Source organism: Variovorax sp. AC194 (genome assembly GCF_979257995.1).
On record NZ_OZ409823.1, the window covers coordinates 2,386,349 to 2,407,207 of the forward strand.

The window sequence follows — 20,859 nt, forward strand, 5'->3', positions numbered from 1 at the left end:
CCCGAAGGCCCCGCCATGACCACCTCCGCCACCGCCGACCTCGACCCGCGCACGCGCCTGCTGCTGGAGGCACCCATCGTGCCGACGCTGCTGCGCCTGGCGGCCCCCAACGTGCTCGTGATGGTGGCGCAGGCCTCCGTCGGGCTCATCGAAACCTACTTCGTCGGCAAGCTCGGCACCGATGCGCTCGCGGGCATGGCGCTCGTGTTCCCGATCGTGATGCTGATGCAGATGACCTCCAGCGGCGCCGTGGGCGGCGGCATCGCCTCGTCGATCGCCCGCGCGCTCGGCGCGCGGCGCCGCGACACCGCCGATGCGCTGGTGTGGCACGCGGTGGTCATCGCGCTGGGCTTTGGCCTGTGCTTCACGCTCGCGCTGCTGTTCGGCGGGCGCTGGCTCTACGGGATCATGGGCGGCGCGGGAGCTTCGCTCGACGCGGCGCTCACGTACTCCAACTGGGTGTTCGCGGGCGCGGTGCTGGTGTGGCTCTTCAACTCGCTCGCCGCGATCATTCGCGGCACCGGCAACATGTCGGTGCCGGCCAATGTGACGGTGGTGGGCGTGGTGTTCCTCATTCCGGCGTCGCCGCTCCTGATCTTCGGCTGGGGGCCGATTCCGGGCATGGGCATTGCGGGCGGCGCGATCGCGCTGCTGCTGTACTACCTGCTGGGCTCCATCGCGCTGATCGCCTACCTGCGCTCGCCGCGCAGCCTGCTCAAGCCGACGCTCGCGGCGCTGAAGCTCCAGTGGCCGCTGTTCCGCGACATCCTGCGCATCGGGCTCGTGGGCGCGGTGTCGACGGTGGCGACCAACCTGTCGATCGGCATCGCGACCGCACTCACCGGCCACTTCGGTTCGGGCGCGCTGGCCGGCTACGGCACGGCGTCACGGCTGGAGTACCTGCTGGTGCCGCTGGTGTTCGGCCTGGGCGCGCCCCTGGTCGCGATGGTCGGCACCTGCATGGGCGCGGGGCAGCGCGAACGCGCGCTGCGCGCCACCTGGGCCGGCGCGGCGCTGGCCTTCGCGCTGACCGAGACCATTGGCCTGGCGGCCGCGCTGTTCCCGCGTCCGTGGCTGCTGCTGTTCGGCAACGACCCCGCGATGCTGGAGACCGGCGCGCACTACCTGCGCGTGGTGGGGCCGCTCTACGGTTTCTTCGGCGTGGGGCTGGTGCTGTACTTCGCCTCGCAGGGCGCGGGTCGTTTGCTGTGGCCGGTGCTCGGCAACATCGCGCGCCTGGCCGTGGCGGGCACGGGCGGCTGGCTCGCGCTGCGCTGGGGCGGCGGGCTCACCGGCGTGTTCGCGGCGCAGGGCGTGGCGCTGGTGGTGTACGGCATCGTGATCGCCTCGGCGATCGCGGGCGGCGCCTGGTTCGGCCGCGTGGGCTGGCCACGCACACCCACCGGATTGCTGCGCCGCGTGGCGCAGGCCTGAGCGGCATTCCCCAAGAAAAAACCCGGGCGCTCGGCCCGGGTTTTTTCGTTCTTGTCGATCAGTTGCGATACGGATTGTTGGGCCGGCGGTCGTAGCGGTTGGGCACGCCGTCACCATCGTTGTCGCGGCGGCCGCCGTAGTGGCGGCGGTCGTCCCAGCGGCGGCCATGGTCGTAGCGGCCATCGCGGTAGTAGCCCGGGTGGTAGTGGCGCGGCGGCGGCGGCGGCGCGTAGTAGCGGCGCGGGGGCGGCGGTGCGGGCACCACGTAGACCTGGGCCTGGATGAAGCGGCCGCCCGTCTGGGCCTGTGCCGGTGCGCTGAGTGCAGCCAGCGACATCAGGGCGGCTGCGGCGAATGCGAAAGTGAGCTTTTTCATGGCAACTCCGGTGGAGTGGTTGGAAGCCTCATCGTCGTTGCCTTGTGTGAACCTTGTGTAAGGCTGAGGCGAAATCGGATGAAGAGCTGTAAGCAGCCCGTAGAGGTGTGACGTCAAGTGGGCATGCCCTGATCCTAAGGGCTCTCGCACGCGCGAGGCACTGTCGCAGGTGTGCCGTTGGTTGTAGGCCGGGAGGCCGTGCCGCTGTGCGTTCAGGCGTGCGTTCAGGCGTGCGCTCAGGCGCGCGGGGCGGGCAGCATGCGGCGCAGCGCCTCGAAGAACAGGTCCGACTGCTCGCGCTCGCCCTGGATCTGCGCGGCCACCTGCGCGGCCAGCTTCGCATCGACGGGTGCGAGCGGCCGCCCGGTCGATTGCGCGATCACCTGGTGCAGGCACGCCCGTTCGAGGTAGTACAGGTCGTCGTACGCATGCGCGATGGTGGCGCCCGCCACGATCACGCCGTGGTTCGCGAGAAACGCGATGTCCTTGCCGGTCATGGCGCGGGCGATGCGCTCGCCCTCGGCGTCGTCGAGCGCCAGGCCGTTGTAGACCGCGTCGATCGCGATGCGGTTCATGTAGCGCATCGCATTCTGGCTCGCGGTCGCATCGAGCGCGCGGTCCACCGTGAGCGTGAGCGCGGTGGCATAGGGCATGTGGCAATGCAGCACGACCGCATGGCCGGTGAGCCGGTGCACCGCGCCATGAATGAAGAGCGCAGTGGGCTCCACGCGATGGCGGCCGGCGAGCACCTCGCCGTGCACGTCGATCAGCACGATGTCGTCGGGGCCGATCTCGCTCCAGTGCAGGCCGCGCGGGTTGATGAGGTAGCGGTCTTGCGCGCCCGGCAGCATCACGCTGAAGTGGTTGCACACGCCTTCCGACAAGCCGTGATGGGCGGCCGCGCGCAGGGCGAGCGCGAGGTCTTCGCGCAGCTTGCGGACGGCGGGGCTGGCGTAGTCGGAATCTGCGGACATTGGGTCTCCTTCGTTTTTCTTGTGGATCGGGCAGTGGATCAGGCGTGCGGTCAGGCGTGCGGTCAGGCGTGGGTGAGGCCCGTCCAGGCCGCGATGAATTTCTTCGCATCGTCGCGCACCGCGGCGGCCTGCTTGCCCGGCTTGTAGAGCGCGGAGCCGATGCCGAAGCCGGCGGCGCCCGCCGCGCGCCACTCGCCCATGTTCAACGGCGTGATGCCGCCCACGGGCATCACCGGCGTGCCGGCGGGGAGTACCGCGAGCAGCGCCTTCACCACCGCGGGCGAGGCCAGCTCGGCGGGGAAGAGCTTCAGCCCCGTGGCGCCGGCCGCGAGCGCGCCGAAGGCCTCGGTCGGCGTCATCACGCCGGGCAGGCACACCATGCCCAGCTTCACGGCCTCGGCGATGACCGCGGCGTTGAAGTTGGGCGACACGACCAGCTCGCCGCCGGCCGCATGCACCTCGCGCACCTGCTGCGCATCGAGCACCGTGCCCGCACCCACCAGCGCCTGCGGAAAACGCTTGCGCATGAGCGCGATGCTGTCCAGGGGCTGCGGCGAATTGAGCGGCACTTCGAGCAGCCGGAAGCCTGGCTCGACGATGGCATCGCCGACATCGGCGGCCTCATCGAGCGCGAGGCCGCGAAGGATGGCCACGAGCGGCAGGTCGCGCATCGCGGCGTTGAATTTTTCGAGGGGTGTGGTCATGGCGGGAGTGTGTTGCGGTTGTCTGCTGCAAGAAAGCCGGACAGCGCATGCAGTCCGGCCCAGGTGGCCTCGGCGCCGAGCGTGCGCGTGGCGACGCCGGCGGCGCGCAGGGCCAGGGTGTAGCGCTCGGTGAGCACGGTCGAGCCGATCAGCACCACCTCGCCGACCGCCTGCAGCGATTGGGTGCGAAGCTCCTCGCCGATCAGGACGCCCGAGAGGTAGCTGGCCAGCTCTTCTTTCGGCATGCGCTCGAACAGCGCCAGCGTGCGCGCGCCGAAGGCGTTGTGCAGCAGGCCGTGGCCGTTCTCGGATTGCGTCACGCCCTGCAGGAAGGCCGCTTCGTCCAGCGGCGCGGCGGCATCGAGCGTGCGCGCGAGGATCGAATGCTGGCTCAAGAGCGCGTAGAACTCGCCGGTCATGCAGGTGCGGAAACCCGCGACGCGGCCCTTGCGCACGGTGGCCCATTTGTTGTGCGTGCCGGGCAGCACGAAGAGGCCGTCGCTCGCCCCGGTGAGCGCCATGGCGCCGAAGATCTGCACCTCCTCGCCGCGCATCACGTCGGGCACGCCGTCGTGCTCGTCGCTGAGGCCCGGCACGATGGCGATGCGCGCACCGGGAATCGCGTCGATGTGGATGATCTTGCGGCCCACCTCGACGCGGCCCGCGGGGCAGGCGCAGTACGGCGCCTCGACCCAGCCCTGCTTGCTGCCGGCCATGCCGGAGATGAGGCAGTGCGCGCCTTCGAGGCGCATCCAGTCGCCGAACAGCGCCTCGAACACGGCGGGGAAGCCGCCTTCAGGCACCTTCAGGATGCCGCGCGCATCGCTGCGTTCTTCGAGCACCTTGCCGTCTGCATCCAGCAAGGCACCGCGCAGGGAACTCGTGCCCCAGTCGATTGCTACCAGTCTTGTCATTCAATGATTGTCGCGCGGGACGAACGCCCCGCGCCGGCCGCGCAGGAAAGCCAGGTCCGCGCCCTGGTCGGCCTGCAGCACCGTGTCGACGTAGAGCTTCCAGTAGCCCGAGTCGAGCGGCGCTTTCGGTGCGACCCATTTCTCGCGGCGCCTGGCCAGTTCTTCGTCGCTCACGTGCAGGTGCAGCTTGCGGTTCGGCACGTCGAGCTCGACGATGTCGCCGTTCTGCACCAGCGCCAGCGGACCGCCCGCAGCGGCTTCGGGTGCCGTGTGCAGCACCACCGTGCCGTAGGCCGTGCCGCTCATGCGCGCATCGCTGATGCGGACCATGTCGGTGATGCCGCGGCGCAGTACCTTCGGCGGCAGCGGCATGTTGCCCGCCTCGGCCATGCCCGGGTAGCCCTTGGGCCCGCAGTTCTTGAGCACCATGATGCAGTGCTCGTCGATGTCCAGGTCCTCGTCGTCGATGCGGCTGTGCAGGTCGTCGGCGCTTTCGAACACCACCGCGCGGCCCTTGTGCACCAGCAACTCGGGCGTGGCCGCGCTCGGCTTGATGACCGCGCCGTTGGGCGCGAGGTTGCCGCGCAGCACGCAGATGCCGGCCTTGTCCTTGAAAGGCTCGGCCAGCGGGCGGATGACCTGCGGGCCGTAGTTCTCGGCGTCCTTCACGTTGTCCCACAGGCTCTGGCCGGTGACGGTGAGGATGTCCTTGTGCAGGTGCCGGGCGATCTCCTTGATGACCACCGGCAGGCCGCCCGCATAGCAGAAGTCTTCCATCAGGAACTTGCCCGAGGGCTGCAGGTTCACCAGGCACGGGAGCTCCGAGGCGAGGCGGTCGAAATCATCGAGCGTGAGGTCCACGCCGATGCGGCCCGCGATGGCCAGGAGGTGGATCACGAGGTTGGTCGAGCCGCCCACGGCCGCGTTCACCTTGATCGCGTTCTCGATCGCCTCGCGGGTGAGGATCTTCGACATGTTCATGTCTTCATGCACCATGTCCACGATGCGCCGTCCCGCCTGTCGCGCGAGCACGTTGCGGCGACCGTCCACGGCGGGGTAGGCCGCATTGCCCGGAAGGCCCATGCCCAGCGACTCGACCATGCAGGCCATGGTGCTCGCGGTGCCCATCGTCATGCAGTGGCCGTGGCTCCGGTGCATGCAGCTCTCGGCCTCGAAGAAGTCCTGCAGCTTGAGCGTGCCCGCGCGCACCTGCTCGCTCATCTGCCACACGCCGGTGCCCGAACCCAGTTCCTGGCCGCGCCACTTGCCCGAGAGCATCGGGCCGCCCGAGACGCCGATGGTCGGCAGGTCCACGCTGGCCGCGCCCATCATCAGCGCGGGCGTGGTCTTGTCGCAGCCCATGAGCAGCACCACGCCATCGAGCGGATTGCCGCGAATGCTTTCTTCCACGTCCATGCTCGCGAGGTTGCGGTACAGCATGGCGGTGGGGCGCAAAAGAGTTTCGCCCAGCGACATCACCGGGAACTCGAGCGGGAAGCCGCCCGCTTCGTACACGCCGGTCTTCACCTGCTCGGCAAGCGTGCGGAAATGCGAGTTGCAGGGCGTGAGTTCGCTGAAGGTGTTGCAGATGCCGATGACCGGGCGGCCGTCGAACTGGTCGTGCGGCACGCCCTTGCCTTTCATCCAGCTGCGGTAGATGAAGCCGTCGCGGTCGTGGCGGCCGAACCATTGCTGGCTGCGCAGTTCGCTGGCTTTTTTTCGGGGGGGAGTGCTCATCGGTTGTCTCTCTCGATTGCCGGCGTCGGTGCGAAACCTCGAGGGTTTGCCCTGCCGGATGGCGTTTCAATCATCATATGATAGGCGTGATGAGCGAGCCGGAGCCTTGATGTTTTCGGCCGCAGGGATAGCAAATTTCGCATCGCACGCATGATCAAGAACATCCACGGCCGCACGCTCGAATTGCTCGGTGAGGCCATCGCGGCCGGCCGCTATGCGGTCGGCGCGTCGATACCGCCCGAGCCGCTCCTCGGCGAGGAACTCGGCGTGAGCCGCACCGTGGTGCGCGAGGCCATCAAGTCGCTCGCGGCCAAGGGATTGGTCACGACGGGCCCCAAGGTCGGCACGCGCGTGCTGCCGCAGGACCAGTGGAACTGGTTCGATCCCGACGTCATCACCTGGCAATCGCGCGCCGGCCTCACGCCCGGGTTCCTGCGCGACCTGCAGGACCTGCGGCGCGTGGTGGAACCCGCGGCCGTGCGCCTGGCCGCCGAGCGGGCCGATGCGAAGGACATCGAGGACATCGAGCGCGCCTTCGCCGGCATGAAGGAAGCCGTCGAGCACGGCGGCGACTACATCACCTTCGACCTGCGCTTTCACAACGGCCTGCTGGTCGCCGCGCGCAACCGCATGCTGGCGCAGATGAGCAAGGCGCTCAACGCGCTGCTGCGCACCAGCTTCGAGATCTCGGCCGCCAAGCCCGACGGCCCGGCGCGTTCGCTGCCACTGCATCGCGCGGTGCTCGACGCGGTGATCGCGCGCAACCCCGACAAGGCCGAGCGCGCGGTCGTCCGCCTCATCGACGGCGCGCGTCAGGACATCGAGGACGTGCTCGCCTCGCGCCGCCGCCTGCCGAAACTCAGCCGGCCGGCGCCCAGGCTCAAGGCCGGCTGACCGGCCGGCGCATGGAGCGCCGAGCGGGCTTCAGTCCGTGCGCAGCCGCAGCAGGGCGCGCACGAAGCCGTGGTCCGAGCGCGAGCGGTCGCGCCCTTCGTGCAGGTGGTCGTTGAAGTAGTCCACGCGCCGCACGTCGCCCAGGCTGTGACGGCTCGTCGCGATGAATTCCTCGCTCACGAGAATCTGGTCGAGCACGTCCGGAAAGCCCTGGTGGATGTGCGAATAGGCCACGTCCTTCTTGAGCGCCGACTCGCCCTGCATCTCGTAGGCGTTGAACAGCGCCACGTCGCGCGCGGCCTTGTCGTAGGCCACCTCCGAGGTGGCGGCCACGAGTTGCGTGGTCACGCTGTGCGGGTTGTCGTTGAAGTCGCCCATCACCACCAGCGGCACGTTGGTGCCCTGCAGCAGGTCGATGACGATGCAGCGAAGGGCTGCGGCCTCGGCACCGCGCATCAGGAGCGAACGCAGCGACGCCATCACACCCACCTTGCGGTCGTCGCGGTCCTCCAGGTGATTGCCTTGCGCGTCCTGCAGGAACTTGGGGCGCTTGGACTTCAGGTGCACCGTCAGCACATGCACCTGCTGGCCGTGCTTCATGCGCAGCGTGGCCAGGAGAGGAGGGCGCTCGAAGCGCGTATGCGCACCAAGGCCCGGCACGTCCACGCCGAAGCCCGGCGGGAAATCGATGAAGGACTGCACGTGGTCCACCTGCAGCCGCGTCGCGATGCCCACGCGCGGCGTGCCTTGCGCGCCCGGCCTGGGCGGCGTACCCGGCGCGCTTCCGGACGGCGGCGTGTTCTCGGCGCCCGGCACTGAAACGAAGTCGTAGCGCAAGCCGCTGCGCGCGATGGCCGCCTTGAGCGCCGCTTCGTCCCACACCTCCTGCACCGCGAGCACGTCGGCATTGAGCGCATGGAAACGCTCCCCGATCCAGTCGATCTTTCGCTCGTACTCACGCTCGTTGTAGGCGTCCTGGTTCTCGTAATAGACGCGGTGGGGGTTCGCGAGGTTGAGCAGGTTGCAGGTGGCTACGAAGAGGGTGGCGTAGTTGGGTGGGATGTATTGCATGGAGACACGATTGTGTCTCGGGTTAGGATTCCTGAGGGAAGCGCCGCCTGCCAAGTCATCCGATGCCGAGGCTGGGACCGGCCGCAAGAAAAACAACGAAACCAGGGAGCCGCCCAGCGCGGAATACATGAAGCTCATCCATCTCACCATGTGCGGCGCGGCGGCGTTGCTCGTTGCGGGCTGCGCGTCCAGGACCAGTCCGTCGATGTCCCTCGGCGGCAGTCTTGTCGAGCACAGCGTGTTGCGCGTCGACGATCAGGTTTCCTTTGCCCTGGAAGACGGGCCCGAAACGCGCAATTTCACGGTCGCGTGCAATGCGCCGAACGCGTGGTTGCTCTACTCCGACTTGCGTACCGGCCGCAGCTATCCGGTGAACGGCCGGCGCCACGGCGTGCGCAAGGAACTGGACGAACGCCAGACGCAGGGCCTGAAGGCGTTGCCTGCGGTCGAGCGCGCATGCCGCGCGGCGCCGCCCGATTGGCGCGAGGTGCAACGCAGCCCGGACGGGACATTCACGCTCATCGACATCGCAAGCGTCGAGCCATCCGACGGTGCATTGCTCTTCTGGGGCGCGTTCGACTATCCGCGAATGGATTTCGACCTGCCTTACCGGGCACCCTTCGGTCAGAAGCGCGAGCGCTTCCGGCTCGCGTGCAAATCTCAGTCCTATGCCCAGGTGAGCGGCTTCGACATCGACGAGCTCGGTCGCGTCACGGACGGTCGGGTCGACGGCGCAAAGGCGAAGTCGCATGGGGCCGATGGCGACACGAATGCGGACTACAAGGCGCTATTCAGGGCAGCCTGTGGCGGTGCTGCGGCATGGCGGGCGTTGCCTGTCTTCACTCCTCGCGCCAAGGCGATGCCAGATCCCCGAGGCCTGACGACGCCGAGCCCGGAGGTGATGAACGCCATTTCGCAGTTGGGGCTTCCGCCAGCGCCCAAGCGCCTGAAGCGCGTCGTGCTCGAAGGAACATGGACCCGTGACGGGAAGACATCGCCAACCCGGAACGAGCTTCAGATTGCGCCGGACGCGACGGCTTCCGTTTTCCGAACCCGGACGACGACCGGCACCGGTCCTGCGGACGGGTCGCGGGCGCAGTCCGTTTCGGTCCTGGGGCTGGTCGATGTGAGCAGCTTCGTCAACTTTCCTCCCGGTACCGACACGATCAGCCAGGCGATGACCGATCTCACGTTGACCGGTGACTGGCAACGCATGGCTATCGGCTCGGAGTTGCGTTACGCCACAAAGAAACTGAGCCTGTTCAGCATGATTGGCGGCGCGAGCTACGACTACACGACGGTCTGCAAAGTCGTCGGTGTCAGCGCAGCCGCTGAACTTCACCCTGATTTGAGCGGCAACGCGAGGCGCCTGGAGTGCCGCATGCAGCCCGACTCGCTCGACCGGACCGACACCTATGTCTATCTGACCGACTACGGCTATGCGCTGCAGATTCGAGAAGCTGTGGCCAAGCCGCCTTCCGAAGGTATCAAGAAAATCACGGTGGTCGAGCAATGATCGTCGTCATGACACGTCGGCGTGCGCTGCTGCGCAGCCTGCACTGACGTGCCGACAAAAGAAAAAGGGCACCGAAGTGCCCCTTTTCATTTGCCGCAGGTAGGTGTTCCTACCGCCGGCGCTCAGCGCCCGAACGAACGGCCACCGCCGCCACCGCCGGAACGGTTGCCACCGCCGCCACCGCCGTAACCACCGCCGCCGCCACCCGAACGGCCACCGCCGCCCGAGCGATTGCCGCCGTAGCCGCCGCCACCGCCACCGCCACCCGGGCGGCCGCGACCGCGTCCGCCACCCATGTGGTCCACGCTCGTGCGCAACGGATCCGGCTGGCCGTCACCGCCACCGGCGACCGCTTCGGCGCGCAGGTGCGCGACCTGGTTGGCTTGCGTCGGGCTGTGGCTGTTGCCGTGGTGGCGCGGTTGGCGCTCGTCGTGCGGCAGGTGATTCTGTTGTTGATGCTGGGGTGCATGGTGCGGCGTGCGTGCCGGACCTTGCGGACCACGGCCTTGCGGTGCGCGTGCGCCCTGGCCGCGCGGGCCCTGACCCTGGCCCTGGCCGCCGCCATTGGCGTTGCGGCCCTGACCGCCACCACCGCCGCCGCCACCGCCCTGGCCGCCACCGCGGCGTTGACCGCCGCCGTTGCCGCCGCCACCGCCACCGGCGCGCTCACCGCCGCCCTGGCCGGCCTTGTTCTCGCGAATGCGCGAGAGCATCTCGGTGCGCGCGGCCTTGGCGGCCGCCTGCATCACGTCGCGGCTGGGCGGACGGCCGGCGCCGCCCCAGATCGTCTGGCGACCCATGGCGATCGGCTCGGCGCGTTCGCCGTCTTCGGGCGCGAAGCCCTCGACGATCTGCACCGGAATCGTCTGCTTGGTGAAGCGTTCGATTTCCTGCATGAAGCCTTCTTCGTCCAGGCACACGAAGCTCACGGCCTCGCCGCTCGAACCGGCGCGGCCGGTGCGGCCGATGCGGTGCACGTAGTCTTCGCTGACGTTCGGGATTTCGTAGTTCACCACGTGCGGCAGCTCGTCGATGTCGATGCCGCGGGCGGCGATGTCGGTGGCCACCAGCGCGCGGATGTCGCCGCTCTTGAAGCCGGCCAGCGCCTGCGTGCGGGCGCTCTGGCTCTTGTTGCCGTGCAGCGCCATCGCCTCGATGCCGTTCTTGGTCAAGAATTCGGCCACGCTGTTGGCGCCGAACTTGGTGCGCGTGAACACGAGCACCTGGCTCCACTTGTTCTCGTTGATGATGTGCGCGAGCAGCGCCTTCTTCTTGCCGCGGCCCACGGGGTGGATCACCTGGGTGATGCGCTGCACCGTGGTGTTGCGCGGCGTGACCTGGATGCTCTGCGGGTTCTTCAGGAGCGTGGCCGCGAGGTCGCGGATTTCGTCGCTGAAGGTGGCCGAGAAGAGCAGGCTCTGCTTTTCCTTGGGCACGAGCGCCAGGATCTTCTTCACGTCGTGGATGAAGCCCATGTCCAGCATGCGGTCGGCTTCATCGAGGATCAGCATCTGGACCTGGCTCAGGTCCAGCATGCCCTGCTGCTGCAGGTCGAGCAGGCGGCCGGGGGTGGCCACGAGGATGTCGACGCCCTTCTTGAGCTTGCTGATCTGCGGGTTCATGCCGACGCCGCCGAAGATCACGGTCGAGTCGAGCTGCAGGTACTTGCCGTAGGTGCGCACCGACTCTTCGACCTGGGCCGCGAGTTCGCGGGTGGGGGTCAGCACGAGGGCGCGGATGCCGACGCCGCCGAACTTGTTGGTGGCGCTGCGGCTCATGGTGAGCTTGTGCAGCATGGGCAGCGTGAAGGCAGCGGTCTTGCCGGTGCCGGTCTGGGCGCCGCCGAGCAGGTCGTGGCCTTCGAGAACGGCGGGAATGGCTTGCGCCTGGATGGGGGTGGGGGTGTCGTAACCGTGCTCGTGCACAGCCTTCAAGATGGCGGGAGCCAGCTTCAGTTCATCAAAATTCATTGGAAACAATAAGCGCCATACACGGCGCAGTGGCATCGGCCCGCTTGGCGTCTTAGTGTTGACGCCGAGCCAGTCAAGGCAGATGAAGGTCAGGGGTGGGAGCCGGAAAACCCGTTGCAAGAAGGGTCTTCTTCGTCCCCGGCAGAGAGCCGGTGTTGCGGGCAACTGGACCCGGCAACGGTGCCTATTGTCGCATGAGTCGATAATCGGTGGTTTGCCGCGCCCGGATGCGTTGTTCTGGCGCCCGCGCTTTTCCCCCAATTTCCGCTACCCAAGGTAAGTATCCACAGATGGCTCAATACGTCTATTCGATGAACCGCGTCAGCAAGACCGTGCCGCCCAAGCGGCAGCTCTTGAAGGACATTTCGCTTTCTTTCTTCCCCGGCGCCAAGATCGGCGTGCTCGGCCTGAACGGCTCGGGCAAGTCCACGCTGCTCAAGATCATGGCGGGTGTGGACAAGGAGTTCGAGGGCGAGGCGCTGCCCATGCCGGGGATGACGATCGGCTATCTGGAGCAGGAGCCCAAGCTCAACAACGAGCACACGGTGCGCGAATCGGTGGAAGAGTCCATGGGCGCGGTGTTCGCGGCCAAGGCGCGCCTGGAAGAGGTGTACATCGCCTACGGTGCCGAAGACGCCGACTTCGACGCGCTGGCCGCCGAGCAGGCCCAGCTCGAAGCCATCATCGCCACCGCCGGCACCGATTCCGAGCATCAACTCGAAATCGCCGCCGATGCCCTGCGCCTGCCGCCGTGGGACGCGAAGATCGGCCTCCTGTCGGGCGGCGAAAAGCGGCGCGTGGCGCTGTGCCGCCTCCTGCTGAGCAAGCCCGACATGCTGCTGCTCGACGAGCCGACCAACCACCTGGACGCCGAATCAGTGGAGTGGCTGGAAGTGTTCCTGCAGCGCTTCACGGGCACCGTGGTGGCCATCACCCACGATCGCTACTTCCTCGATAACGCGGCCGAGTGGATCCTGGAAATGGACCGCGGTCGCGGCATCCCATGGAAGGGCAACTACAGCACCTGGCTCGAGCAGAAGGGCGAGCGCCTGGCGCAAGAGCAAAAGAGCGAAGAAGCCCACGCCAAGGCGCTGAAGAAGGAACTGGAGTGGTCGCGCCAGAACCCCAAGGCACGCCAGGCCAAGAGCAAATCGCGTCTCGCCCGCTTCGAAGAGCTGAGCGACATGGAATACCAGAAGCGCAACGAAACGCAGGAAATCTTCATTCCCGTGGCCGAGCGGCTGGGCCAGCAGGTGTTCGAGTTCCACGGCGTGAGCAAGTCCTTCGGCGACCGCATGCTGATCGACAACCTGAGCTTCACCGTGCCGCCGGGCGCGATCGTCGGCATCATCGGCCCGAACGGCGCCGGCAAGTCGACGCTCTTCAAGCTGCTCGCGGGCAAGGAACAGCCGGACGCCGGCAGTGTGGTCATCGGCTCGACCGTCAAGGCGGCTTTCGTCGACCAGCACCGCGACGAGCTCGCCAATCAGAAGACCGTGTGGGAGGACATCTCGAACGGCCTGGACATCATCAATGTCGGCAAGTTCCAGATGGCCAGCCGTGCGTATGCAGGTCGCTTCAACTTCAACGGTGCGGACCAGCAGAAGAAGGTCGGCACGCTGTCGGGCGGTGAGCGCGGTCGTTTGCACCTCGCCAAGACCCTGATCGCCGGCGGCAACGTGCTGATGCTCGATGAACCCTCGAACGACCTGGACGTCGAAACCCTGCGCGCGCTCGAAGACGCGCTGCTCGAGTTCGCCGGTACGGTCATGGTGATCAGCCATGACCGCTGGTTCCTCGACCGCATCGCCACGCACATCCTCGCGGCCGAAGGCGACAGCCAGTGGACCTTCTTCGACGGCAACTACCAGGAGTACGAAGCCGACAAGAAGAAGCGCCTCGGTGAAGAAGGCGCCAAGCCGAAACGCATGCGCTACAAGGCTCTCAAGTAAGCCTCAGGCTGCTTCCAGGGAAGCGCGCGGTTCCGCAAGGGACTGCGCGCTTTTTTTATCGTCCGCCGCAAACACCTCGCGCGCCGCGGCGATGCCGTTGAGCGCCGCCGGAAAGCCCGCGTACACGGCCATCTGCATGATGATCTCGATCACTTCGGTGCGCGTGACGCCGACGTTCAGCGCGCCCTGGATGTGCACCTTCAGCTGCGGCGCCGCATTGCCCATGGCCGTGAGCGCGGCCACCACCGCGATCTCGCGGGAGCGCAGGTCCAGGCCGGGGCGCGAATAGATATCGCCGAACGGAAACTCGATCAAGAGGCGCGCGAAGTCGGGCGCGATGTCGGCCAGGCTCCTGACCACATTGACGCCGCCTTCACCGTCGATTTCCTGGAGCTTGGCCAGCCCGCGCTCGTAGCGCTGGTTGTCGTTGCTGTTGTGGGTCGGGTTGGCTTGTGTGTTCGTCATCGCTCGTCTTTCTTTCCGGGGCAGTGCCCGACAACGAGGGACGCTTCGTCTTGACCTTGGCCTTGGCCTTGGCCTCGATCGCACGGTAGTGCGCGATCTTGGTCGAAAGCGCCTGCATCGATTGCTGCAGCGCCTCCACCCGGGCCTGGACCTCGGCGAGATGCTGCTCGAGCATCTCGCGCCGTTCGCCGACGCTGGCGTCCCCCTGGCTTCGAAGCCCGGCGAAGGCCTGCATGCCCTGGATGGGCATGCCGGTCTCGCGCAGGCGCAACAGGAAAGCCAGCCAGTCCATGTCGGCGCTCGCGTAGCGGCGCTGGCCGCCCGGTGCGCGAGACACCGCGGCGATCAGGCCGATGCGCTCGTAATAGCGCAGCGTGTGGGCCGTAAGGCCGGTGCGCTGTGCGACTTGCGCGATGGTCAGACTGGTTTCCATGGCGTTGATTCTCGAAGTTGGAGCGCGCTCTAAGTCAAGCGCTTTGTCGAACTATTTTTTACGAAGGCAGAAGATCGGCGTCGAGCCAGCCGCGCAGGCTGTTGACGAAGGCCAAGCCCTGCACGCGGGGCAGATCGTCCACCCGCACGACGGCTTCGGCAAGCTGGCCGCTGCGAAGGCGCCTGGCGCGGCCGATGCCATCGAGCAGCCCGCAGCGCAGCGGCGGCGTGACCCAGCGGCCATCGAGCAGCAGCGCGATGTTGCCGCGCGTGCATTCGGTGATCTCGCCGTGGCGGTTCCACAGCAGCGTGTCGAACACGCCCGGCGCGGTGGGCGCGAAGGCCTCGTAGTGCGCGCGGTGCGTGGTCTTGAAACGCGAGAACTCGCTGTCGGCCTCGTCGAATGCGCGGGAGGCCAATTGCAGTTGCACGCGCGAGGGTGGGGCGTCCATGACGAAGGCTTCTGCGCGCGGTTGCCCTTGCGCATCGAGCAGGAGTCGAACGCGCCACGTACCCGTTGGATGCGCGTCGATCAGCCGATGAAGGCATGCCGTCACGACCGTCTCGTTCCATGGACAGCCGAAATGCGCAGCCGCCTTCTGCATGCGCGCCAGGTGCGCGGGCGCATCGCGCAAAGCGCCGTCGATCAGCGCAAGGGTTTCGAGCAATTCGAAAGAAGGCATGGCCGCAGACGATACAGCCGCGCGCTGTTGCCCCAGAAAAGCCCGCTTGTGCCGCCACTCATCCCACTCCGCATCGGCCTGCGCATCGGCGGTGATGCCGCTGCCGATGCCGCAGCGCGCCTCGCTGCCCCGCAGCGTCACGGTGCGGATCGGCACGTTGAAGGTCGCATGCCCGCCGGGCCGCACCACGCCGACCGCGCCGCAGTACACGCCTCGCGCCTCGGGCTCCAGCACGCGGATCATGCGCATCGCGCCGACCTTGGGCGCGCCCGTGATCGAGCCACAGGGAAAGAGCGCCGCGAACACATCCACCAGCGAAACGCCATCGCGCACCTTCGCCTCGACGTCGGACGTCATCTGCCACACGGTGGGCAGCGCCTCGGCGTGAAAGAGCCGCGGCACGCGCACCGAGAAGGGCTGCGCGATGCGCGAGAGATCGTTGCGGATCAGGTCCACGATCATCACGTTCTCGGCGCGCTCCTTGGGCACGGTGCGAAGGCGCTGCGCCATCGCCTCGTCTTCGGCGGGCGTCGCGCCGCGCGGGGCGGTGCCTTTCATGGGGCGCGCGAGGATGCGGTCGCCTTGCCAGTCGAAGAAGAGTTCGGGCGACACCGACAGCACCTGCTCGTCGCCGGTGTCGATGAAGGCGGCGTAGCCGTTGGGCTGCGCGTGGCGCAGGGCCATGAACCAGTCGCGCGCATCGCCCTCGAATTCGGCCCGCAGCGGCGCGGTGTAGTTGAGCTGGTAGAGCTCGCCGTTCGCGATCGCGCGATGGATGGCCTGCATGTTCCGCTCGAAGCCGGCGCGTGAGAGGCCGGCTTGCCAATCGACGGCGGGTGCAGGGCCGGCCGCTTCATCGGGCAACGGTACGGCGGCATCGTGCACACCGAACCACGCCAGCGGCCCGTCGCCCGCATGCACCGCGAAGGCCGGGTCGAAGGCGGCGGCGGCCTCGTAGCGCAGATAGCCCACGCACCAACGCCCCTCGCGCGACAGCGCCTCGACAGCCTCCAGCACTGGCTTCACTTCCTCCGCGGTGCGCGCAACGAGCACGCGCGAAGGTGCGCCGAATGCCAAGCGCAGCCGCGTCGCGCCGTCGCCGCGCGGCTCGGCGAAATCGATCAGCGTCTGCAAGACCAAATCGTCAGGCGGATTCCGCGGGCTTGGGCGTCACGGGCGCTGGCGCCGATGCCGCTTCGCCCTTCGCTGTTCCGGCCAGCACACGCTTCCTCACCGCATAGATGTTGTTGCGCAGCGCATAGAGCTCGTCCGCATACGACAGCGGCACGGCCACCTTGTTGACCACGCGATCGAGGTCGTCGAGCTCCTTGAGCAGCGCGTCGCGCTCACCGGTCTTCGCATCGACCTTGCCCTCGATGTCGCGCAGCCGCGCATACCAGCGGAACACGCGGCGCCGCACGCGGAACTGGTAGAGCGGCGGGATCACGCGGCTCAGCGGCAGCATCAGCACCAGCAGGCCGCCCAGCACCAGCCACATGCGCTCGACCAGGTTGCTGGCCCAGAAGGGCAGGTAGCGCTGCCAGAACGGCGGCGTGCCGTTGATCGCGCGGTCCCCCTCGGGGCTCACCGGCAGTTCGCTGGTGCGCGTGTTCGGAAAATCGCGCGCCCGGTTGAACCAGCCCGCGCCGCTGTGCACCGTCTGCGCCGATTGCGCGAACAGCTGGCGCAGCGCCGGGTGGGTTTCCTCGCGCGAGAGCAGCGAGGTGGTGGCCGCGAGCAGCGACACGTCAGAAGGCGGCAGGTCTTTCGAAAGGTCGACCACGCCGCGCGGCAGCGTCACCGCCGAGAGAAACGGAAAGCGCCGCGAGTACGCATCGGCCTGGCCGAAGTCCATCAGCTTGATGTCGCCCGCGCGCAGCAGCCGCTGCACCTGCTGCGATTGCGGCGCCGAAGACAGCACGATCGCATCGAGCAGCCCCGCCTGCAGCGCCTCGGCGGCGGCGGCCTGTTCCAGGTTGGACAGCAGCACGTCGTCGGGGCCCAGGCGGTTGGCCTTGAAGAGCCGCTCCATGATCTCGGGCAGCCCGCTGCCGGGCATGTCGACGTTCACGCGCAGGCCGCGCAGTTGCGTGAGCGAGGTGAGCGTGCCGGTCTTCTTGTCGACCTTGTGCGCGCTGTCGGCACGGTAGAAGAGCCAGATCGGCTCGAAGAACAGGCTGCCCAGCGAGCTGAGCCCGGCCTCTTCGTCGGCCACCGGATCGGCGCTGCCGCCGCGCACGAAGCCCACGTCGGCGCCCCCCTTGCGCAGCAACTCCAGGTTCTCCGAGGAGCCCGAAGTGGGCTTCAATTCGACCGTGATGCCGTTGGCCTTGAGCGCCGTCGCATAGCGCTTGCCGAACTCCGCATAGGCGCTGCCCGTGGGGCCGGTGGCCAGCGTCACGTGCTTGGGCGGCTGCGGCTGCAGGTACCAGTAGGCGGCGATCAGGAGACCGATCACCAGAAAGATGATGGGCCCGGCCGAGGCGATCAGGTCGCGGATCGACAGCAGGATCAGCTTCAGGGTTCTGGGGAACGCCATGGTGGTCCTTTCTTGTGGGAGTGCGTCAGGGGCGGGGCGTGGCCAGGTCGGCGGCCGAGGGAATGTGCAGGTCGCCCACCGTCACCGATTTCGCCGCGCGCACGGCGCGCAGCGTGGCGATGGCCACGGCCTCCGCGGCCATGGTGCCGAGCACCGTCATGCCCGGCGCGTTGCCTTCGAGCGGCACGCGGCCGGTGGCCAGGGCGAACAGCGTGTCGCCGTCGCTCATCGTGTGCACCGGGTTGATGGCGCGCGCCAGGCCGTCGTGCGCCACGTTGGCCAGGCGGTTGGCCTGCACCTTGGTCAGCACCGCGTCGGTCGCGACCACGCCCAGCGTGGTGTTGGTACCCGCCAGCAGGGGCTTGGGCAGGTCGCCGCGCAGCAGGGCGCGGCGGGTGTCGAGCAAGGCGGTGCCGTCTTCGGTGCGCGCGCCGGCCACGGGCTGCGCGGTGTCGTGGTCGATCACGTCGCCCAGCGAATTGACCGCGATCAGCGCGCCCACCGTGACGCCGCCGACGGTGACCGACGCGGTGCCAATCCCCCCCTTCATCGCGCGGTGCACGCCGAAGAGCTTGCCCACCAGCGCGCCGCTGCCGGCGCCCACGTTGCCTTCGGCGGGCGCGGCGTTCGATGCGGCATCGCAGGCCGCGTAGCCGGCTGCGGCGTCGGGGCGGATGCGCGCATCGCCCATCGGCAGGTCGAACAGCACCGCGGCCGGCACGATGGGCAGGGTGCCGAAGCGCACGTCCATGCCGATGTTGCGCTCCTCGAGCCAGCGCATCGCGCCCTCGGCCGCCGAGAGGCCCCAGGCACTGCCGCCCGCGAGCATCACCGCATGCACCTGCTGCACCAGGTTGCCGGGCGAGAGCAGGTCGGTCTCGCGCGTGCCGGGCGCGGCGCCGCGCACATCGACACCGGCCACCGCGCCTTCGCGCGCCATGACGACGGTGCAGCCCGTGGGGCGGCGCGTGTCGGAAAAATGGCCGACTTCGATGCCGGCGACGTCGGTGATGGCACCGGCGCGAGGGGTGGGGGAGGCGGGGGAGGACGAAGTGGAAGACGGGGCTGGCATGGCGGCCGATTATGGGACCGCGCCTCTCTGGCCTCTACGATGGGCGCCATGACAGTTGCAAGAAGTAGTTTCGCCCCCGAGGGCGATGCGCGCCGCCACGTGGTGGTGATCGGCGCGGGCGCGGTCGGCTGCGCCACGGCCATCGAGGCGTTGCGCGCGGGCCTGCGCGTGACGCTCCTGGAACCCGAGGCGCCCGGCGGCCCGCAGGCGACGAGCTACGGCAACGCGGGCTGGCTCTCGTCGCATTCGGTGGTGCCGCCCGCGCTCCCCGGCGCCTGGCGCAAGGTGCCGGGCTGGCTGGCCGATCCGCTGGGGCCGCTCGCGGTGCGCTGGCGCTACCTGCCGCGCGCGCTGCCGTGGCTCGTGCGCTACCTGGCCTCGGGCTGGACCGAGGCGCGCGTGCAGCGCACTGCCGATGCGTTGCGCACCCTGCTGGCGGATGCGCCCGCGCTGCATGCGCAACTCGCGGCCGAGGCGGGCGTGCCGCAGCTCATCGAACAGCGCGGGCTGCTGCATGCCTACCGCTCGCGCGCCGAGTTCGAAGACGACGCGCTCGGCTGGCGCGTGCGCCAACGCGTGGGCATCCGATGGGAAGAGTGGCCGGCCGACGAACTGCGAAGCCGCGAACCCGACCTCGATGCGCGCTACACGCTCGGCATCTTCGTGCCCGAGGCTGGCCACTGCCGCGACCCGGGCGCCTACGTGGCCGCGCTGGCGCAGCATGCGCTCGATGCCGGCGCCGACCGGCTCGTCGCGCGTGCCACGGGCTTTCGCATCGAGGGCGGGCGGCTGCTTGCGGTGCGCACGAACTACGGCGACATCGCCTGCGACGCCGCCGCGATCTGCGCCGGCGCGTATTCAGGCCCGCTCGCGGCGGCCGCAGGTTCCCCCGTGCCACTCGACACCGAGCGCGGCTACCACGTGGTGATCGAAGGCGCAGCGGTCGGCCCGCGCACGCCGGTGATGGTGGCCGACGGCAAGCTCATCGCGCACTGGATGGACGGCGGCCTGCGCGCAGCCGGCCAGGTCGAGATCGGCGGACTGGACGCCGAGCCCGACTGGCGCCGCGCCGAGATCCTGCATCGCCATCTGCAATCGATGTTTCCCGCGCTTGCAGAAACGGGTGGCGCCAAAGCTTTCAAGCACTGGCTCGGCCGCCGCCCCAGCATGCCCGACGGCTTGCCCTGCATCGGGCCCTCGGCCGCGAGCGCGGACGTCGTGCTCGCGTTCGGCCATGGCCATGTGGGCCTGTGCGGCTCGGCGCGCACGGGGCGACTGGCAGCGCAGCTGCTCGCGGGCATCGCACCGGAGACGCCGCTGACGCCTTTCGATCCGGGGCGGTTCAGCTAGCCGGCTCGGGCTCTATCGACAGCACCGTGAGCGCCCCATCGACCTTGTCCGCGGTGAAGCGCACCTTGTCGCCGGGCTTCACCTTGCCGAGCAGCTCGGGGTCTTGCACGCGAAAGACCATCGTCATGCCGGTCATCTCGAGGTTCGGGATGTCGCCGTGCTTGAGGGTGATCTTCTTCGCATCGGTGTCGATCTTGCGCACCTCGCCTTCGACGGCGGGCAGCGCGGCCTGTGCGAAAGCCGCCGCGGCGAGGAGGGCAGCAGAGAGGGCGGTGAGAAGTTTCTTCATGGTCGAACTCCTTCAGCGATAGCTTTGATAGACACGCGTGCTGCCATCGGCCAGCACGAGCAGCACGTCGTACGGATCGCGTTGGTCGCCGTAGGCCGGGCCGTCCATGCCCGGCGAGCCGACCGGCATGCCGGGCACCGCGAGGCCGACGGCCTTGGGCTTTTCTTTCAGGAGGCGCTGCACTTCGCGCGCAGGCACATGGCCTTCGAGGGCATAGCCGCCGACGAGGCCGGTGTGGCATGAGCCCAGCTTGTCGGGCACGCCGAGGCGCGTGCGCGCGGCCGTGTTGCCTTCGTCGTGCACCTTCGTGGCGAAGCCGTTCTTGTTGAGGTGCTTGACCCAGTCCTGGCAGCAGCCGCAGTTCGGGTCTTTCCAGATCTCGACCATCGGCGCCGTGGCGAAAGCGGTGAGCGGCAGGGTGGATGCGAGCGCCAGCAGCGGGGCGGCGCGCTTCAAGAGGGTTCGTCGTTGCATGGTGATCTCCTTG

The 20,859-nt window shown here is 68.3% G+C and carries 19 protein-coding genes; 5 read left to right on the top strand and 14 right to left on the bottom strand.

Features of this window, described 5'->3' with window-relative positions:
- Positions 1–15: 15 nt before the first annotated feature.
- Positions 16–1,434 carry an MATE family efflux transporter gene (locus ACZYRS_RS11550; RefSeq protein ID WP_463419375.1) on the top strand — a complete coding sequence of 473 codons (1,419 nt, stop codon included), beginning with the start codon at positions 16–18 and terminating at the stop codon, positions 1,432–1,434.
- A 58-nt stretch (positions 1,435–1,492) separates the two neighbouring features.
- Here ACZYRS_RS11550 and ACZYRS_RS11555 read toward each other — a convergent pair whose 3' ends face one another.
- The 5 genes from ACZYRS_RS11555 to ACZYRS_RS11575 form a co-directional block, all read right to left on the bottom strand.
- Positions 1,493–1,810 (bottom strand): hypothetical protein, encoded by a 318-nt coding sequence (locus ACZYRS_RS11555; protein ID WP_198789184.1) that lies wholly within the window; start codon positions 1,808–1,810, stop codon positions 1,493–1,495.
- A gap of 236 nt (positions 1,811–2,046) precedes the next feature.
- Positions 2,047–2,784, bottom strand: a complete 738-nt coding sequence (locus ACZYRS_RS11560; protein WP_463419376.1) for an aldolase — start codon at positions 2,782–2,784, stop codon at positions 2,047–2,049.
- 62 nt (positions 2,785–2,846) lie between these two features.
- Positions 2,847–3,488: a 2-dehydro-3-deoxy-6-phosphogalactonate aldolase gene (locus ACZYRS_RS11565; RefSeq protein ID WP_463419377.1), complete on the bottom strand. Its 642-nt coding sequence runs from the start codon at positions 3,486–3,488 to the stop codon at positions 2,847–2,849.
- The gene (locus ACZYRS_RS11570) at positions 3,485–4,402 is read right to left on the bottom strand and encodes a 2-dehydro-3-deoxygalactonokinase (protein WP_463419378.1); all 918 of its coding nucleotides are present in this window, start codon (positions 4,400–4,402) and stop codon (positions 3,485–3,487) included. Before ACZYRS_RS11570 ends, ACZYRS_RS11565 begins: the two co-directional genes overlap by 4 nt.
- The gene (locus ACZYRS_RS11575) at positions 4,403–6,139 is read right to left on the bottom strand and encodes an IlvD/Edd family dehydratase (protein ID WP_463419379.1); all 1,737 of its coding nucleotides are present in this window, start codon (positions 6,137–6,139) and stop codon (positions 4,403–4,405) included. It abuts the gene before it with no gap.
- A gap of 150 nt (positions 6,140–6,289) precedes the next feature.
- Between ACZYRS_RS11575 and ACZYRS_RS11580 the strand changes: the two genes are divergently transcribed.
- Entirely contained in the window at positions 6,290–7,033 is a 744-nt protein-coding gene (locus tag ACZYRS_RS11580; RefSeq protein WP_198789189.1) for a FadR/GntR family transcriptional regulator, read from the top strand.
- A 30-nt stretch (positions 7,034–7,063) separates the two neighbouring features.
- Here the strand turns inward: ACZYRS_RS11580 and ACZYRS_RS11585 are convergent, their stop codons facing one another.
- Positions 7,064–8,104, bottom strand: a complete 1,041-nt coding sequence (locus ACZYRS_RS11585; protein WP_463419380.1) for an endonuclease/exonuclease/phosphatase family protein — start codon at positions 8,102–8,104, stop codon at positions 7,064–7,066.
- Here ACZYRS_RS11585 and ACZYRS_RS11590 point away from each other — a divergent pair.
- Positions 8,103–9,620, top strand: coding sequence for a hypothetical protein (locus tag ACZYRS_RS11590; RefSeq protein ID WP_463419381.1), 1,518 nt, complete (start codon positions 8,103–8,105; stop codon positions 9,618–9,620). The genes ACZYRS_RS11585 and ACZYRS_RS11590 overlap by 2 nt on opposite strands.
- Positions 9,621–9,742: 122 nt before the next feature.
- Here ACZYRS_RS11590 and ACZYRS_RS11595 read toward each other — a convergent pair whose 3' ends face one another.
- Positions 9,743–11,590 (bottom strand): DEAD/DEAH box helicase, encoded by a 1,848-nt coding sequence (locus tag ACZYRS_RS11595; protein WP_463419382.1) that lies wholly within the window; start codon positions 11,588–11,590, stop codon positions 9,743–9,745.
- A 290-nt stretch (positions 11,591–11,880) separates the two neighbouring features.
- Here ACZYRS_RS11595 and ettA point away from each other — a divergent pair, with 290 nt between their 5' ends.
- Positions 11,881–13,542, top strand: coding sequence for an energy-dependent translational throttle protein EttA (gene ettA, locus ACZYRS_RS11600; RefSeq protein WP_198787190.1), 1,662 nt, complete (start codon positions 11,881–11,883; stop codon positions 13,540–13,542).
- Positions 13,543–13,545: 3 nt separating this feature from the next.
- Here ettA and ACZYRS_RS11605 read toward each other — a convergent pair whose 3' ends face one another.
- The 5 genes from ACZYRS_RS11605 to ACZYRS_RS11625 are packed head-to-tail and all read right to left on the bottom strand — an operon-like array spanning position 13,546 to position 18,733.
- Complete coding sequence (locus tag ACZYRS_RS11605) at positions 13,546–14,007, bottom strand: carboxymuconolactone decarboxylase family protein (RefSeq protein WP_463419383.1); 462 nt, start codon at positions 14,005–14,007, stop codon at positions 13,546–13,548.
- Positions 13,916–14,440: a MerR family transcriptional regulator gene (locus ACZYRS_RS11610; protein ID WP_463419384.1), complete on the bottom strand. Its 525-nt coding sequence runs from the start codon at positions 14,438–14,440 to the stop codon at positions 13,916–13,918. The genes ACZYRS_RS11605 and ACZYRS_RS11610 overlap by 92 nt, the downstream gene beginning before the upstream one ends.
- 58 nt (positions 14,441–14,498) lie before the next feature.
- On the bottom strand, positions 14,499–16,262 hold the full coding sequence (pabB, locus tag ACZYRS_RS11615; protein WP_463419385.1) for an aminodeoxychorismate synthase component I: 1,764 nt from the start codon (positions 16,260–16,262) through the stop codon (positions 14,499–14,501).
- Between the two features lie 4 nt (positions 16,263–16,266).
- Positions 16,267–17,661: a TAXI family TRAP transporter solute-binding subunit gene (locus tag ACZYRS_RS11620; protein WP_463419386.1), complete on the bottom strand. Its 1,395-nt coding sequence runs from the start codon at positions 17,659–17,661 to the stop codon at positions 16,267–16,269.
- A 25-nt stretch (positions 17,662–17,686) separates the two neighbouring features.
- Positions 17,687–18,733, bottom strand: coding sequence for a P1 family peptidase (locus tag ACZYRS_RS11625; protein ID WP_463419387.1), 1,047 nt, complete (start codon positions 18,731–18,733; stop codon positions 17,687–17,689).
- Between the two features lie 48 nt (positions 18,734–18,781).
- Here ACZYRS_RS11625 and ACZYRS_RS11630 point away from each other — a divergent pair, with 48 nt between their 5' ends.
- The gene (locus ACZYRS_RS11630) at positions 18,782–20,083 is read left to right on the top strand and encodes an NAD(P)/FAD-dependent oxidoreductase (RefSeq protein WP_463419388.1); all 1,302 of its coding nucleotides are present in this window, start codon (positions 18,782–18,784) and stop codon (positions 20,081–20,083) included.
- Here the strand turns inward: ACZYRS_RS11630 and ACZYRS_RS11635 are convergent.
- The gene (locus ACZYRS_RS11635; RefSeq protein WP_463419389.1) at positions 20,076–20,372 is read right to left on the bottom strand and encodes a copper-binding protein; all 297 of its coding nucleotides are present in this window, start codon (positions 20,370–20,372) and stop codon (positions 20,076–20,078) included. The genes ACZYRS_RS11630 and ACZYRS_RS11635 overlap by 8 nt on opposite strands.
- A 12-nt stretch (positions 20,373–20,384) precedes the next feature.
- Positions 20,385–20,846 carry a DUF411 domain-containing protein gene (locus ACZYRS_RS11640; RefSeq protein WP_463419390.1) on the bottom strand — a complete coding sequence of 154 codons (462 nt, stop codon included), beginning with the start codon at positions 20,844–20,846 and terminating at the stop codon, positions 20,385–20,387.
- Positions 20,847–20,859 lie beyond the last annotated feature (13 nt).